This is a genomic window from Undibacterium sp. Di26W (assembly GCF_049340265.1).
Classification (GTDB): Bacteria; Pseudomonadota; Gammaproteobacteria; order Burkholderiales; family Burkholderiaceae_D; genus Undibacterium.
Map to the genome: position 1 here is coordinate 1 of NZ_JBMPOR010000008.1, position 15390 is coordinate 15390.

Here is a 15390-nt window from a genome sequence, read left to right on the forward strand (position 1 = left end):
CGAACAGGACCGTGAAACGATTACGCGCCAATGATAGTGCTGCAACCAGTGTGAAAGTAGGTTATTGTCAGGCTTGTATCCAGAAACCCCCGCTAGAGCAATTTAGCGGGGGTTTCGCTTTGCGCGAACGGAAAATACACGCGCAACACCAGATCAAAAACAACACTAACATCATCAACATCAACTTCAAGACCTCTCAACACAGAGGCACAGAGATGCACAGAGGGCACTGAGAAAGGTAAGAAAGTCTGAAAAGGTAAGAGCATCAGGGGTTTCTCTGCTTTTACTCTGTGCCTCGGCCTTCGGGGGTATCAGCGGGACAGTAATGAAACGTCAGAATCTCTTGCTTTGCTCTGTGAACCTCTGTGCCTCCGTGTCTCTGTGGTGAGCGGTCTTACAATATTGTTGCTACTAGGAAAATTATAGATGCAGCTTGTCGCCAGTGGCATGGAGTCGTATTGTTTTTATGCCATTTTGACTTTCTCTCGCCGGGAAGTTACTCTGACAGAATTGCTTACAAATTTTACTTGCAGGCACGGATTTTGCAGTGTCTCATACTGCTGAATATCAAGTATTATTCGTCATCCGTATTGCCGAAATGTATTATTTCAATAAAAAATTATTATGAAGGCTCTAATGGGCAAGTCAGAGATCAATCACTCCAGTCACAAAGAGCGCGGATTTACTCTTATTGAGCTGATGGTCACTATTGTGATATTTGCCGTTTTATCGGCGATTGCCGTGCCAGGTCTGAAGGCCTTCATTATTGGTGCGCGCATGAGGACACAGTCAAGTGATGTTATTGGCGCAATCAATCTAGCGCGTTCTGAAGCGGTCAAAAGGAATAGTGGTGTAACCATTTGCAGAAGTGCAAACGGCACTACTTGTCAGGCTGCAGGTAGCAATTGGGCTGCAGGCTGGATAGTCTTTGCTGACCCCAATTATGATGGTGTAGTTAACTCAGGCGAAACGGTGATTCGCGCTTACCCGGCTTTAAGCGGCAATACCACTGCGGTAGGTTCTGGCGGTAGCGCACAAAACCTGGTTTTTACGGGCTTGGGGCGGCCGTTGCCTACATTTACTGGCGGCAAAATCACCATGTGCCCTCCGTCAGGAGATGATCAGTCAAATTGTCGAACCGTCTGTGTCAATTCACAGGGCAGGCCACGGGTCGATACACCGGCAGAATTGGCTGCGGACAGTTATTGTGGGAACTAGAGGATCAAGATGTTAACTAGCGCAACATTGGCTCACAAAGCTATGCATAAACGGCAATCTGGTATTGCCATGATGGAAGTATTGGTCACCATGGTTATCTTTGCCATAGGTGCATTGGGCTTGGCTGCCATGCAAATAACATCCTTGAAATACAATAAAGACTCTGCGGTACGGTCCAAGGCAACCTTGCTCTCGCTGGAGTTATCGGATCGTATGCGCGCGAATATGACCGGTGTAAAGGCGGGACAATACACCAGGAATTATGGTTATGCAACGGCGTCTACTACTATACCGACTGCCCCTGGTTGTGGAACCAATGCAACCGAGTGTACTCCAGCCAATATGGCCACGCTTGATCTGTCTGACTGGACCAATGACATTGCCAGGACTCTCCCTGGTGGTGCTGGTGCCCTGATACCAACAGCGAATAATGCCGCGGCCTTTAGTATTGTTGTCATGTGGAAGGAAAAGGCTTTGATTGATGCAAATTCGACTGACTCCTTGTGTCCAACGCCGGCAGTTGTTGGTGTGCGTTGCTTGAGCACGCCATTCATTCCATGATTAAAGGTTGAAGAAATGACTCGTTCTGTCATGCGCCGCGAAGACGGTTTCAGTATTTTGGAGTTGATGATTGCCATGTCGATCGGACTTGTGATGTCGGCTGCAGTGGTCAGCCTGTATGTCGCGAATACCCAATCATTCAAATATCAGGACAGTGACGCCCGCCAGCAAGAGACCATGAGGGCCGCGATGGATGTACTCGGTTATCACATTCGCCTGGCCGGATTTGTTGATGCTGTGAATAATCCTGGGACACGGCAAAATTTGTTGCAGCCGGCAAATAAGGACTGGTTGTCAAAAACCGATCCGAACAGGACCAATTCAGATTTGCTGTCCATGTATTTTGGACAGTCACCAGAGTATAGTAGTGGAGCAAACAAGATACACGGTGTGATGGGGTGCAAGGGGCTTTTTACTACGTCAGGTGATCCTTTACAATTGTCTAACTGGACTTGTGCGTCTGCTACAGCGACCAGTCCAAGCTCTCTGACGGTGGCGTATCAGGTGCTCAATAGTGATGTAGGTGCTAATGCAGGAGCGGTTCTGCCTGCAGCTGCGGCGATTGACACCATGTCGGCATATGACGCCAATACTGGTAAGGGATCGGATTGTGGCGGCAATAATGTGAACGGGGCTACAGCAAGCCCGGCAGGGCCTTTGGCGATCAATCGTTTCTATGTTGACGTGGCAAGCAAGCGTTTAATGTGTATTGGTAACGGTGATCCAAGCAAACCTAAGGCGATTGCAGAAGGCGTAGAGGATATGTATATCCTCTACGGAGTTGCCCCTGCAACTGTCAGCTTAACCGTTCCAGGCGATAGTGCTGTTGCTCAATATGTCACTGCAGACAGTGTGGCAGATTGGTCACGGGTTTTGTCCGTTCGTGTTTGCCTGCAAACAGTGGCAACGGCAAAAAACGTAGCGCTCAAAGGGACAAATTACACTGATTGTAGGGGGACGAGCGTGTCTTTGGCCGACTTGCGCTATCGTCAGATTACGCGTGCGACTTTCTCTTTGCGCAATAATATTCTTACCTCTCCGGATGTGCTGCCATGAGATCCGCTAGCCTCAAATCACGTCCACGACAAAGTCAATTCGCGATGCATCGCGAACGTGGCAACTCTCTGATATTGACAGTCGTATTGTTAATGGCCTTATCTTTGCTTGGGCTATCTGCCATGCAAAACAGTACTTTGCAAGAACGCATGTCGAATAACTTGCGTGATCGTAATATTGCCTTGCAGGCGGCTGAACTGACATTGCGCGATGCCGAACGCGATTTGGCCAGTTTGCTTGCAGACAATGTAACATTTTGCCCGGGCGGAAGTGCCGCTGGCGCTGTGACTTGCCGCCCTACAGCGGCGAGACCGGACAATCCTTTACTCAGAGACGGCTTTTGGGTCTGGACCAGCACCATGCGTCAGACCTGGACGCCAGATTGTGTGCGTGGCCAATGCCTACCCTTGGATAATGCAACGGCGCCAGTACCGGTATGGGACGATACCGCTGCGAATTGGGCACCACAAACCGGATCGACCGGTACCAATCCTACTATTGCATATGGCACCTATACAGGCGCAACGGCAATACCAAAAGTCGCAGCCCAACCGAGGTATATCATGGAAATTTTCCCCCCAGGCGGCCTGGTTGCTGATTTTGCCGGAACCTCAGGCTCTGCCCGTGTCGCGGTTCGGATTACCGTGCGCGCTGTTGGACAAAATCCCAATACAGTTGTGATGTTACAGAGCGTAGTTGCTCCTCATTGATTTAAATATTGTCTGGAATAATGATGATTACCCACTATTTGCCTGGTTCATTTCTGAAAAAATTGGCACTCGGCTGCTTTATCGCAAGCTTGGCTGCTGCTTCTGTTGCAGCGAATGTGACACCGTCCAAGATGCCTCTGGAAAATATCGACCGTGCGCTATCCAATGTGGTGTTTGCGCTGTCGGTGGAATTTCCTACCGGTGATGCGGCCAGTTATGCAGCAACTAATGCGGCCTCGTCATCATCAACGTATGATCCTGCAGCGACCTACTATGGTTACTTCGACAGTGCCAAGTGCTATTCATACAGCACCAGCAACCTGTATTTTTCACCGACGGCTTGTGCAACTGGAACTTTCAAAGGCAATTTGCTGAATTGGGTATCCATGGCCAACCTGGATCAATTCCGCCAAATCATGACGGGGGGTAACCGCATTATTGACTCGGCAGGAACGACGGTATTACAACGCGCTTATAACGATGCGCAGAGTGGCACATCTTATTTTCCAGACCGGTCAGCAACGACGACAGACGCAAACGTTGCAACACAACAGACTTATCGCAGCGTTAACATGGGTGACAAGATGTTGGTGCAGGCGGGAGGAAGTGTGGCAGTCAGCAATCTGACGACCGCACAAATGGGTACTCATACCTGCGCCCAATTGGTAACGGACTATAAGGCGGTGAATAATAACAATAATCCCTCATGGACTTGTTACCATGTCAGAGTCAAAGTGTGCGACAAGGTAGCTGGGCTGGAATCAAACTGTACCGATTACTCCACTACAGGTGGAACGTATAAGCCTGAAGGCTTGATGCAGCAATATAACCAAAATATGCGCTTCTCTGCATTTGGATATTTGAATGATCCGGCACAATCAAGACAAGGGGGCGTGCTGCGTGCCCGCATGAAATCGGTCGGCCCTACGATTGCAGACCCGATTGCCTTGTCAACTGTCAATCCACGTTTGGAGTGGAGTGGCACTACAGGTGTGTTCACTGTTAATCCCGATAGCAGCGATCAGGCTGCCACGAGTGGTGCCACCAACAGCGGCGTCATCAATTACCTGAACCAGTTTGGTTATGCCAGTGGTTACAAAGGCTATGATCCCATGGCTGAGTTGTTTTATGAATCATTGCGCTACCTGAGGAAGATGAGCCCGACGCCACAGGCCATCGCGAACCCCACCACGGCAATGGTAGATGGCTTTCCAGTGATTAATTTTGATGCAACGGTTGCTGCCAATGACCCAATAACCAGTTCTTGCCAGCAGAATTTTATTGTTACCATCGGTGACGTCAATAATTGGTGCGACACCAGAATACCTGGTAATCAAAATAGTAATTGTGGTGCTACAGCCCCTACGGATAATCCACCGAGCCCAGGTACTGCGGTGAAGTTTAATGATTGGACCGACAATGTGGCAAACATGGAGGCAGGTATTATTAATTCTACTGTCAGCGCTTCCACGATTAATGCTGCCGCGTCACCTGGACGAAATGCCGGTTGGTATCTGGGCGGCCTGGCTTATTGGGCGCACGTCAATGATATACGACCAGACAAGGCTGCACAGCGCATCACGGATCAGAAACAGACGGTCACCAGCTTCTTTGTTGACGTCATGGAGCCTTTTAACGGTCGAAACCCGGTACAGACAGGCGCTACCATGACACCTATGTTCACCGCTGCCAAATATGGTGGTTTTAATCCTGCCCTGACGCAAGCACCTTACTTGAACCCCAATTCGACAGCGTTAACCAGTTCGATCAAGTCCTGGGATAAGGATGGTAACGGCACGCCAGACAACTGGTATGCGGGTAATGATCCTATCGGTTTAAAAAATGGCTTGAGTAATGTGTTTCAACAAATTGTTGCTGCCGGTAGTCTGGGTGATGGTGCCGCACCTGCGACATCTGGCGTGTCTATCGCTTCAGCCAAAGGAATTTACTATGCAAGTTACACGTTGACCAATGGTGGTCGCGGGGCAATAAAAGCATGCGGTTTTAATGTGGCTGTTGCTACTTGCGATGCGAGTCCAGACTGGGACACTTCTGTCTGGCTGGACCCGACTGCATCGACCACGTATTCGACCTATCAAACGGATACCGCGCGTCAGATTATTACCCGTTCCGGTAACGCAGGCGTTGCTTTTAAATATGCTAATCTGTCGGCGACAGATAAAGCTTTAATGGATACCAATCCAGCGACTGGCTTGACTGATACACCCACTTTACTAGGTGTTAACAGGGTCAACTATATACGTGGCGACTCTTCCAAAGAATCATCCAGGACAGGCGGTATATTCAGAACCCGTTTGAAAACCAAATTAGGTGACATCGTCGGTTCTGGCCCTGTTTATGTGGCTGCACCCAGTGCCTTGTACGCAGGCAATGCCTTCCCCGGATACTCTGCATTTATTGCCAACAATGTAAATAGGAAACCTGTCGTCTACGTAGGCGCGAACGACGGCATGCTGCACGCCTTTGACGCTTCTGATACGGGCAAAGGCAAGGAATTATTTGCCTATGTGCCGGGCAAGTTCATGCAGATAGATCCTACTACTTCAGCCCCCAAGATTTCTGCCTTGACGACACTCACCTATACGCATGAGTTCTATGTCGATTCGACACCGATGATAGGTGATGTCCAATTGACCAGCGGTTGGGCGACCTTGCTGGTCGGTAGTTATGGTGCCGGTGGCAAAGGATACTTTGCGCTTGATGTTACTGATCCGACCAGATTTTCAGAAGCAAATGCGGCTACGATTTCCAAATGGGAATTCTCTGACACCAATGATACGGACATGGGCTACAGCTATAATCAGCCCGCTCAAAGCCCTATTTCTGGGCAGGTATTACAGATTACAAAAATCCCGGACGGAACAACGAATGGCAAGTGGGCAGTCATTGTTGGCAACGGCTTTGGCAGTACCAACGGCAAGGCAGTCTTGTATATGCTTAATCCCAATGATGGCAGTGTGATCAACAAAATCGAAGTTGAAGGTTCGCTGGGAAACAATGGTCTTGCGACCCCCTTACCAATCGCAACCCAGGGTGATGGCTGGATAGACACGGTCTGGGCTGGTGACCTGAAGGGTAATATGTGGCGTATCAGATGGGATACAGCAACCAGCACATGGAAAGTGACTAAAGCCTTTGCCGGTAGTGCAACGCAACCGATCACATCGGCACCTGCTGTAGCGCCGCATGCCTTGGTGCCTAGTGCATGGGCCGTCGTTTTTGGTACAGGAAAATATATAGAAAGGGCTGATTACAATACCACTGTACAGCAAACAATCTTTGGATTCGCGGATACGTTCTCAGCGACACCCATTACCAAAGCCGATCTGGTGGCACAAACGATCACCTCAACAACTTTAGTAAATGCGGCGGGGGATTTTTTCAGAGCCACATCTTCCAATGCGGTCAACTTTGCGACCAAGAAGGGCTGGTATATGGATATGCCGAACGTTAATGGTGAGCGCAGTATCGTCAATTCGATCATGCCGGCAGATACTGGTATTGTCCTGGTCAGTTCGTTCACACCTGCCACTGCCTGTTTGCCGGGTACCGGGTATGTGAATATCTTTAACGCCTACAGTGGCGCTGCGGTAATAGACAATACTTCGGGCACACCTGTCCAACTCAGTAGTTGGGGGGCAGTGGGAATGGGGATACCTTATTTCAGTTCTGTGGTATCCAGCGGCAAGAAAGCGGTGGTAAAAGTTGGTGGCGTGAGGGTTGGTTTCACTGCTGGTGGTAGTGGTAGTGGTAGTGGCAGTCCTCCTCCGGAAAGTCAATCAGGAGTTGAATTAAATAAAAGTGCGGTTACAGGGGTAAGGTTTTCCTGGCGGCAAATTCGTTAAATCTTATAAATTGTGACGAGCTCCTGGATCTGCCAGGGGCATTTAAATTTGGAATAGATTATGCGCAAAACCTCAAGTGGTTTTACCCTGATAGAGTTGATGGTCGTGGTTGTCGTTATTGGCGTGATTGCTGCTGTCGGTATTCCCAGTTACCGGAACTATGTCTTGACCGGTAATCGGAATACAGCCAAAGGCGATTTGATGGAGTTGCAGCAGTGGATGGAGCGAAATTATTCGTTGACAAACAGTTACGCATTGATGCCAGATGGGACAACCGCCTTGACGACGGCGCAACTACCATTTAACACCTCACCGCGTTCATCGAAAACAAAGTACAACTTGTCTTTTGTTGGTACTCCGACGGCAACCGCCTACACTTTGCAAGCAGTGCCAGCAAATGATCAAGTCAATGACACTACTTGTGCTACCTTGACCCTGACCAGCGCCGGTGTGCGTGATGCAACTGGTACTGGTGGTGCCGCAGCCTGCTGGAATAAATAGAGGGCACGAACGGATGTTTTCCTGCCTGGAGGACGTAAGCAATAGGCAGGAAAATGTCACGGCAATTCAATTTCGTGTTTTACATTATTACAAAAAATGATACTTCCCGCTCCGTCTTTGCATTAACTTTCTCTTTGGTGATGCATGGCTTACTGGTGGTGTTTGTCTTATGTAAAAACGCTCAGGATGGGAATGTAGATAGCATCGTTAAGCATGCTGATACGTCCCAAATCCTGCAAATTCACTTCGTCGCATCTGATACGTCGCAGCCTGATACCCGCAAGGCTGTCTCCCGCCCGCCGACCGGAAATAATCTGCGACATAATAATCAAGCGGAAAAGTTCAGGGAAGTGCAAGTTCAACACAAGAGTCCCCCGGCTTTGTTGCAGACCGCCGATTCGCTTAGCTATTATTACCACGTTGACGAATTGACTACACCACCAGAGGTGCAGAATAACGTTGAGCCCAGCGCAACCCTCACCCTGGTCATGGATGAGGTTCCAGAAAAACCCCTGCAATTGCGCGTGCTGGTCAATGAAAATGGCGACGTTGACGACATCGAAATTGAAGAGAGCAAACTTTCAGCAGAAGCCACCCGCTTGGTGAAAGAACAATTCTTGAAAATGAAGTTTGCTCCGGGCATGATTGGTGATGTTGCCGTGAAGAGCCAGTTTGTGATCGAAGTATCACTGAGCGCTGCAGTTCACCCGCTTGAATTTATTGAAGTATCAAAGAAAGTGATTCGGTAATAAAGCAGCATGGCATTCCATGTGATTTGTGCAATGGTCTTGCTTGTTTTGCAGCTTAATTTTTCCTGACTTCCTGTATCGCTTCAGCAAATTCCGATACGTCTTCAAAACTTTTGTAGACGGAGGCGAAGCGGATGTAGGCGATTTTGTCGAGGCGTTTCAATTCGCGCATAACCAGTTCGCCGACGTGGCCGGACATGACTTCGCGTTCGCCACTGGACAGTAATTTTTCTTCTATACGCTGGATGGCAGTTTCCACCGCTTCAGCGGAGACCGGGCGCTTGCGCAGGGCCAGCATCAGGCTGGCGCGCAGTTTGGCGGTTTCGTATTCGGTACGGCTGCCATTTTTCTTGACGATGACCGGCATCACCAGCTCAACCCGTTCATAGGTTGTAAATCGTTTATCGCAATCGGCGCAGCGGCGGCGGCGGCGGATCACATTGCCCTCTTCTGAAACACGGGTATCGATAACCTGGGTATCGTCATTGTGGCAAAAAGGGCATTTCATAGAGTTCGCCTAAAGTTTAAAAAACGCCACTCATGGAGTGGCGTTTTATGTCGCTGAATTATGCTTCGTAGACCGGGAAAGCATCGGTCAATGCTTTGACACCGGCTTTCACACGTTCAATGGTGGCGGCATCATGCGGATTTTCAAGTACGTCCGCAATCAGGTGTCCGACTTTCACTGCTTCGGCTTCTTTGAAACCGCGTGTCGTCATGGCCGGGCTGCCCAGACGGATACCGGAAGTGACCATCGGTTTTTGCGGATCATTCGGGATACCGTTTTTGTTGCAGGTAATATGGGCAGAACCGAGGATGGCTTCTGCTTCCTTGCCTGTCAAACCTTTAGGACGCAGATCAACCAGCATGACGTGCGATTCAGTACGGCCAGAAACAATGCGCAGACCACGTTCAGTCAGGGTAGTTGCCAGGGCGGCCGCATTTTTAACGACTTGTTCCTGGTAAGTCTTGAATTCTGGAGACAGCGCTTCCTTGAATGCAACTGCTTTACCCGCGATGACATGCATCAGTGGGCCACCCTGGATACCAGGGAAGATCGCAGAATTGATCTTTTTGGCAATGGCTTCGTCATTGCTGAGGATGATGCCGCCGCGTGGACCGCGCAGGCTCTTATGGGTGGTGGAGGTGACCACGTCCGCAAACGGTACCGGGTTAGGGTAGACGCCAGCAGCGACCAGGCCAGCATAGTGCGCCATGTCAACCATGAAATAGGCACCAACCTCTTTAGCGATTTTCGAGAAACGTTCAAAGTCTATACGCAACGCAAATGCAGAGGCGCCGGCGATGATGAGTTTTGGTTTGGTTTCGCGTGCCAGTTTTTCCATGGCGTCGTAATCGATGTCTTCTACGGCGTTCAGACCGTAAGAGACAACATTGAACCATTTGCCGGACATGTTCAAGGGCATGCCGTGGGTCAGGTGACCACCTTCAGCCAGGCTCATGCCCATGATGGTATCGCCTGGATTCAACAGCGCAAAGAAGACGCCCTGGTTGGCTTGGGAGCCAGAATTTGGTTGCACGTTGGCAAAATTGGCATTGAACAATTGCTTCAGGCGATCAATTGCCAGTTGTTCCACCACATCCACGTGCTCGCAACCACCGTAGTAGCGCTTGCCTGGATAGCCTTCGGCATATTTGTTGGTCAATTGGGAGCCCTGGGCTTCCATGACGGCTGGGGAGCAATAGTTTTCTGACGCGATCAACTCGATATGCTCTTGTTGACGGACGTTTTCTTTTTGTATCGTAGCAAACAGTTCTGGATCTACGTTGGCGAGGGTTTGATTATTTGCAAACATGGCGGTTCCTGATTATTCCTGTTAATAAACAATTAATAAGCAATCACTAAGCAATTGCTTGATGTCAATGAGGTGTCTGAAACGGATAGGGGGCAGCCTCATTGCTTTTACCATCAGGCTACCCAGGCGCACGGCTGGAGTCAGGTTGACTCCGAAATCTCACGCTTCCCGATGGATCTCCATCTTTGGCCGGTGTGATGCGTGTTCCGCATACCCTGCTGATGCAGGTTCGGCCGTTTCGCCAGTCACGTGAGACGAAATGGTGCATGGATTTTACGTGATGGCGTTTGAATGGGCAAGTGCAAGCCGGTCAAATACATGCCTGCCCATCGGAAATGCTGCATGTGCATTAAAATGCCAGTATTCATCCATCACATTGAAGGAAATCAGCATGATCGTATTGATTACAGGCGCAAGCTCAGGTTTTGGCGAAGAAATGGCACGAAAATTTGTCAGCCAGGGCCATAAGGTGATTGCCGCCGCCCGTCGTGCAGAACGACTTGCCGCATTGCAATCCGAACTTGGTGCGGCCTTATTGCCGGTGACGCTGGATGTCACCAGCAAGGATTCCATCCGCCTGGCCCTGGAAGGCCTGCCACAGGACTGGAAGCAAATCGATGTGCTGGTCAACAATGCCGGTCTTGCCCTGGGCACTGAACCTGCACATCTGGCGTCGCAGGATGAATGGGATACCATGATAGACACGAATACCAAGGGCCTGGTGACAGTGACCCGTGCCGTCTTGCCGGCCATGGTGGTCCGTGGCAGTGGCCTGGTGATCAATATCGGCTCGGTTGCAGGTTCAACGGCGTATCCAGGTGGCAATGTATATGGTGCTACCAAGGCTTTTGTGGATCAATTTACCAAGAACCTGCGGGCTGACCTGGTCGGCACCGGGGTCAGGGCCACGAATATTGCCCCTGGCTTGTGTGGCGGCACCGAGTTTTCGAATGTCCGCTATCGTGGCAATGACGATGCGGCAGCCAAGGTGTATGAGGGCACGGTACCGCTGACAGCCATCGATATTGCTGAAACTGCTTACTGGATTGCCACTTTGCCGCCGCATGTCAACATCAATCACATAGAAATGATGCCGACTTGCCAGGGGTATGGTCCATTGACCATCAAGCGCACCACATCCTGACGGCCGGATGGCCTGGGGAAGGTTAATCATGCTGATTCGATAGCAGATCGGCATGGTTTCAGTCATTCCTGGCAGAAGCAGTTTACAATGATGATTTCTATGATAACTTTTCTAGTGGGCTGTTGCAGTCCACTAGTTTCCCGCAAAGTTTTACATTATGAGCAAAGCGTTTGAATGGCAAGTGCGGGTCTATTATGAAGATACCGATGCGGGTGGTATCGTTTTTTATGCTAATTACCTGAAATTTTTTGAGCGTGCACGTACCGAATGGTTGCGCGCAGCCGGGGTGAACCAGCAGCAGATGGCCGATCAGCATGGATTGATGTTTGTCGTCAAAGCCACGGCAGTCGAGTATCATGCACCTGCCAGACTGGATGATGAACTAAGGCTGACGGTTGTAGTCGAAAAGCTGGGTAGGGCATCGGTACAGTTCGAACAGCAGGCCTGGTGCGGCGAACGCCTGTTGGCTAGCGGCAAAATCAAGGTGGGATGTGTGGACAAGGTGAATGTGCGGCCAGCAGCCATTCCTGACGATGTTCTGACAAAAATTGTCTGAATTTGTCAAAAAGTGCCTAAATTTGTCAGGATGTGCCTGAATTTGTCCAAATTTATCCAAATTTATCGGATACCGCTGAATACTCGCCTGACTGAACGCAGCATGTCATCAGGCTTACGTTTTTTGTTTTTTATGTGATTCAATATGACTGTTACCCAAGATCTCTCATTCTTAAGCCTGATTACCAATGCCTCCATCCTGGTGCAACTGGTCATGTTATTGCTGTTGGGCGTATCCCTGACCAGTTGGACTTATATCTTCAGTAAAATGTTTGCCATTAAAAAAGCACGTGGGCAGACAGAAGAATTCGAACGCAATTTCTGGTCTGGCGGCAATCTGGTGGATTTGTATGCCGCTGCCACCAATAACCGTCGCAATGGCCGTGACAATACCGGTGCGCTGGAGCGTATTTTTGAAGCCGGCATGAGCGAATACCACAAAGTAAAAACCGCCAACAAGGCATCGCTGGATGCCGGTGCCATGCTGGACGGCGCACGCCGCGCCATGCGTGCGTCTTACCAGCGTGAAATGGATTTGCTGGAATCCCATCTGTCCTATCTGGCGTCGGTAGGTTCGGTGTCGCCGTATATCGGTTTGTTTGGTACGGTCTGGGGCATCATGAATTCCTTCCGTGGCCTGGCCAATGTACAGCAGGCGACGCTGGCGGCAGTGGCACCAGGTATTGCCGAAGCCTTGATCGCAACGGCAATTGGCCTGTTTGCGGCGATTCCGGCGGTGCTGGCGTATAACCGTTATTCGCATGACATAGACAGGCTGGCGATTCGTTTCGAAACCTTCATCGAGGAATTCTCGAATATCCTCCAGCGTCAGTCGCGCTAAGAGGAAAGAGGTCAGCATGAGTACTCTGCGAGGCGAACGTAAACGCAAATTCAAGGCAGAAATCAATGTCGTCCCGTATATCGACGTGATGCTGGTGTTGCTGGTGATTTTCATGGTGTGTGCACCAATGACCAATCCCAGCGTCATCAACCTGCCGACGGCTGGACAATCGACACAACCGCCATCCGACTATATAGAAATTACCCTGCGTCCGGATGCACCTTCCACCATCAGCATCAACAGCAAGGCAGGCAGTAACGGCAATAACCGCCAGGACAGCAAGGAAGAAGCCAAAGACCGCAAGCAACTGATGCAGAAACTGCGCGAGTTCCATGATGCCAAGCCGGAACTGTCGGTACTGGTTTCCGCCGACAAGGGCATGCTTTATGATGAAGTCATACAGGTGATTTCGGAAGCGAAAAAACTTGGCATCAATCGTGTTGGGCTGGCAACCAAGTGAGCGATTACTGATGCAGATAACACTGCGTACCTCTCTTGCAATAGGGTGTGCCCTTGGGTTGATCGGCACAGGGCAGGTCAGGGCGCAGCAGGTGGCAACACCGGTGCTTGCGCCCACCCCGCCTGCCAAGGGAGCCAGTACTGCCGCGCCAGTCACGGCGCTCACTCCAGCCCCGGAAAATCCCGATATCGATCCCGACACCGTGGTCAGGGCCAGCAGTGGACGCCTGCAATTGCAAACCCCGAAAGCAAGCTGGGCGGATTTGCTGCGGCAGCATATTCCCGAATTTTCTGCCAGCGCCGATGCGCAAAATATCACCCCAGCGCTGATACGCAAATTGCGTCAGGACATTGGCAATATCCTGGCAACCGAAGGTTATTTTTCACCGCAGATACAGTTTGACAATCTCGACAATACCGACACCCCAACGGGCACTGCCAAACTGATACACGTGACAGTAGATGCCGGTGTGCGCACGCTGATAGAAAATGTCTCAATCAAAATACTGGGCCCCATGGCCGATGCCATAGATGCCGGGGATAAACCGACCTTCAAGCGCAGACGTGCTTTACAGGAAGACTGGGGCCTGGCGGTAGGACAGCCATTTCGCGACGCCGACTGGACCGACGCCAAAACTCAATTGCTGGAAAGCCTGCGTGCCGATGCGTATGCGGCGGCAACGCTGACTTCCAGCGAAGCCAGAATCGATGCCGATGAACACCGTGGCATCTTGGAGGTGGACGTCGATAGTGGTCCGGTATTCACCCTGGGTGAGATACGGGTCACCGGCATGCAGCGTTATCCTTCGTGGCTGATAGACCGCTATCAGGCACCCAAAAAGGGGGAACCGTATTCACGTTCACGCCTGCTGGATTTTCAACGCGCCTTGCAGAACTCACCGTATTTTGCCACTGTCACCGTGGGCATAGACCCGGACCCGGAAAAAGCCGCTGCCGTGCCAGTTGACGTGAACGTGGTTGAACGGCAGGCACGTGACCTGAGTTTTGGCCTGGGTTACAGCACCAATACTGGCTACCGCAGTGAAGTTGCTTATCGTGACCGCGATATCCTGGGCAAAGCCTGGGATTTGCGTACTGCGGTAAGGCTGGAGCAACGTCGGCAATTGGGTTACGCCGACATCTATTTACCGCCGCGTGAAAACAATTACCTGGATTCTTTTGGCGTATTGATAGAGCGCGAAGATATATCCGGTGTGCTGACCAATCGCCAGTCTTTGGGTGTCAAGCGCACCAGCACGCGCGGCCATCTTGAACAGCGCCTGGGCTTGAATATTGTCAGGGAAAAACTGACCGTCGCCAATACCCCGGATGAATTTCACCGGGCGCTGGTGGCCAGTGTGGGCTGGACCTGGCGTGACGTGGATCAACCGTTTGATCCACGCAAGGGCGAGATTTATCAACTGGATCTGGCTGCATCAGAAAAAGCCTTGTGGTCAGATCAGCGTTTCGTGCGGGTCTATGGCAAATACCAGCGCTGGATACCGGTACGCAAGAATGACAGCGTGATCGTGCGGGCTGAAGTGGGTAATGTATTTTCCACCAGCGGTGACGGCATTCCTGAAGACTATCTGTTCCGTACCGGTGGCAGCACGACCGTACGCGGCTATGCCTATCAAAGCCTGGGTATACAAAACGCCACCAGTACCCGTGGCGGCCGTGTCATGGCGACTGCCAGTGCTGAATATGTGCATTGGCTGTATCCCGAATGGGGCGCGGCTACTTTTATTGATGTAGGTAATGCAGCAGATAACTGGCGTGAATTAAATCTGCGCCAGGGTATGGGTGTGGGCGCGCGTTATAAAACACCCGCCGGGCCGATAGCCCTGGACCTGGCATCTGGCCGTCAGACCAAAAAATTCAGGCTGGATTTTTCCATCGCTATCGCTTTCTGA

The 15390-nt window shown here is 50.7% G+C and carries 15 protein-coding genes and 1 riboswitch; of the genes, 13 read left to right on the top strand and 2 right to left on the bottom strand.

Features of this window, described 5'->3' with window-relative positions; all coding sequences use genetic code 11:
* The 8 genes from ACO0LM_RS11610 to ACO0LM_RS11645 all read left to right on the top strand — a co-directional run.
* Positions 1 to 233 (top strand): hypothetical protein (locus ACO0LM_RS11610; protein ID WP_423037202.1); only part of this gene is annotated, 233 nt, incomplete at its 5' end.
* Positions 234 to 636: 403 nt separating this feature from the next.
* Entirely contained in the window at positions 637 to 1218 is a 582-nt protein-coding gene (locus tag ACO0LM_RS11615) for a GspH/FimT family pseudopilin (RefSeq protein ID WP_423037204.1), read from the top strand.
* Between the two features lie 42 nt (positions 1219 to 1260).
* Entirely contained in the window at positions 1261 to 1779 is a 519-nt protein-coding gene (gene pilV, locus ACO0LM_RS11620) for a type IV pilus modification protein PilV (RefSeq protein WP_423037206.1), read from the top strand.
* A 15-nt stretch (positions 1780 to 1794) separates the two neighbouring features.
* Positions 1795 to 2835, top strand: a complete 1041-nt coding sequence (locus ACO0LM_RS11625) for a PilW family protein (RefSeq protein WP_423037208.1) — start codon at positions 1795 to 1797, stop codon at positions 2833 to 2835.
* 44 nt (positions 2836 to 2879) lie between these two features.
* Positions 2880 to 3545, top strand: coding sequence for a pilus assembly PilX family protein (locus ACO0LM_RS11630; protein WP_423037567.1), 666 nt, complete (start codon positions 2880 to 2882; stop codon positions 3543 to 3545).
* 20 nt (positions 3546 to 3565) lie between these two features.
* The gene (locus ACO0LM_RS11635) at positions 3566 to 7411 is read left to right on the top strand and encodes a pilus assembly protein (RefSeq protein WP_423037210.1); all 3846 of its coding nucleotides are present in this window, start codon (positions 3566 to 3568) and stop codon (positions 7409 to 7411) included.
* A gap of 60 nt (positions 7412 to 7471) precedes the next feature.
* On the top strand, positions 7472 to 7912 hold the full coding sequence (locus ACO0LM_RS11640) for a type IV pilin protein (protein WP_423037212.1): 441 nt from the start codon (positions 7472 to 7474) through the stop codon (positions 7910 to 7912).
* A gap of 53 nt (positions 7913 to 7965) precedes the next feature.
* Entirely contained in the window at positions 7966 to 8661 is a 696-nt protein-coding gene (locus ACO0LM_RS11645) for an energy transducer TonB (RefSeq protein WP_423037214.1), read from the top strand.
* A gap of 55 nt (positions 8662 to 8716) precedes the next feature.
* On the opposite strand, the gene nrdR is transcribed toward ACO0LM_RS11645, so the two are convergent.
* Together nrdR and glyA are read right to left on the bottom strand one after the other, a co-directional pair.
* Positions 8717 to 9169, bottom strand: a complete 453-nt coding sequence (gene nrdR, locus ACO0LM_RS11650; protein WP_422987495.1) for a transcriptional regulator NrdR — start codon at positions 9167 to 9169, stop codon at positions 8717 to 8719.
* A gap of 58 nt (positions 9170 to 9227) precedes the next feature.
* Positions 9228 to 10478 carry a serine hydroxymethyltransferase gene (glyA, locus tag ACO0LM_RS11655; protein WP_423037216.1) on the bottom strand — a complete coding sequence of 417 codons (1251 nt, stop codon included), beginning with the start codon at positions 10476 to 10478 and terminating at the stop codon, positions 9228 to 9230.
* Positions 10479 to 10591: 113 nt separating this feature from the next.
* Positions 10592 to 10737, bottom strand: a riboswitch (ZMP/ZTP riboswitch).
* 132 nt (positions 10738 to 10869) lie between these two features.
* Between glyA and ACO0LM_RS11660 the strand changes: the two genes are divergently transcribed.
* From ACO0LM_RS11660 to ACO0LM_RS11680, 5 genes are all read left to right on the top strand, one after another.
* On the top strand, positions 10870 to 11622 hold the full coding sequence (locus ACO0LM_RS11660) for an SDR family NAD(P)-dependent oxidoreductase (RefSeq protein WP_423037218.1): 753 nt from the start codon (positions 10870 to 10872) through the stop codon (positions 11620 to 11622).
* 157 nt (positions 11623 to 11779) lie between these two features.
* Positions 11780 to 12178, top strand: a complete 399-nt coding sequence (gene ybgC, locus ACO0LM_RS11665; protein ID WP_423037220.1) for a tol-pal system-associated acyl-CoA thioesterase — start codon at positions 11780 to 11782, stop codon at positions 12176 to 12178.
* 144 nt (positions 12179 to 12322) lie between these two features.
* The gene (tolQ, locus tag ACO0LM_RS11670) at positions 12323 to 13018 is read left to right on the top strand and encodes a protein TolQ (RefSeq protein ID WP_423037222.1); all 696 of its coding nucleotides are present in this window, start codon (positions 12323 to 12325) and stop codon (positions 13016 to 13018) included.
* A gap of 16 nt (positions 13019 to 13034) precedes the next feature.
* Positions 13035 to 13478 (top strand): ExbD/TolR family protein, encoded by a 444-nt coding sequence (locus ACO0LM_RS11675; RefSeq protein ID WP_422987485.1) that lies wholly within the window; start codon positions 13035 to 13037, stop codon positions 13476 to 13478.
* 10 nt (positions 13479 to 13488) lie between these two features.
* Positions 13489 to 15390, top strand: a complete 1902-nt coding sequence (locus ACO0LM_RS11680; protein ID WP_423037224.1) for an autotransporter assembly complex protein TamA — start codon at positions 13489 to 13491, stop codon at positions 15388 to 15390.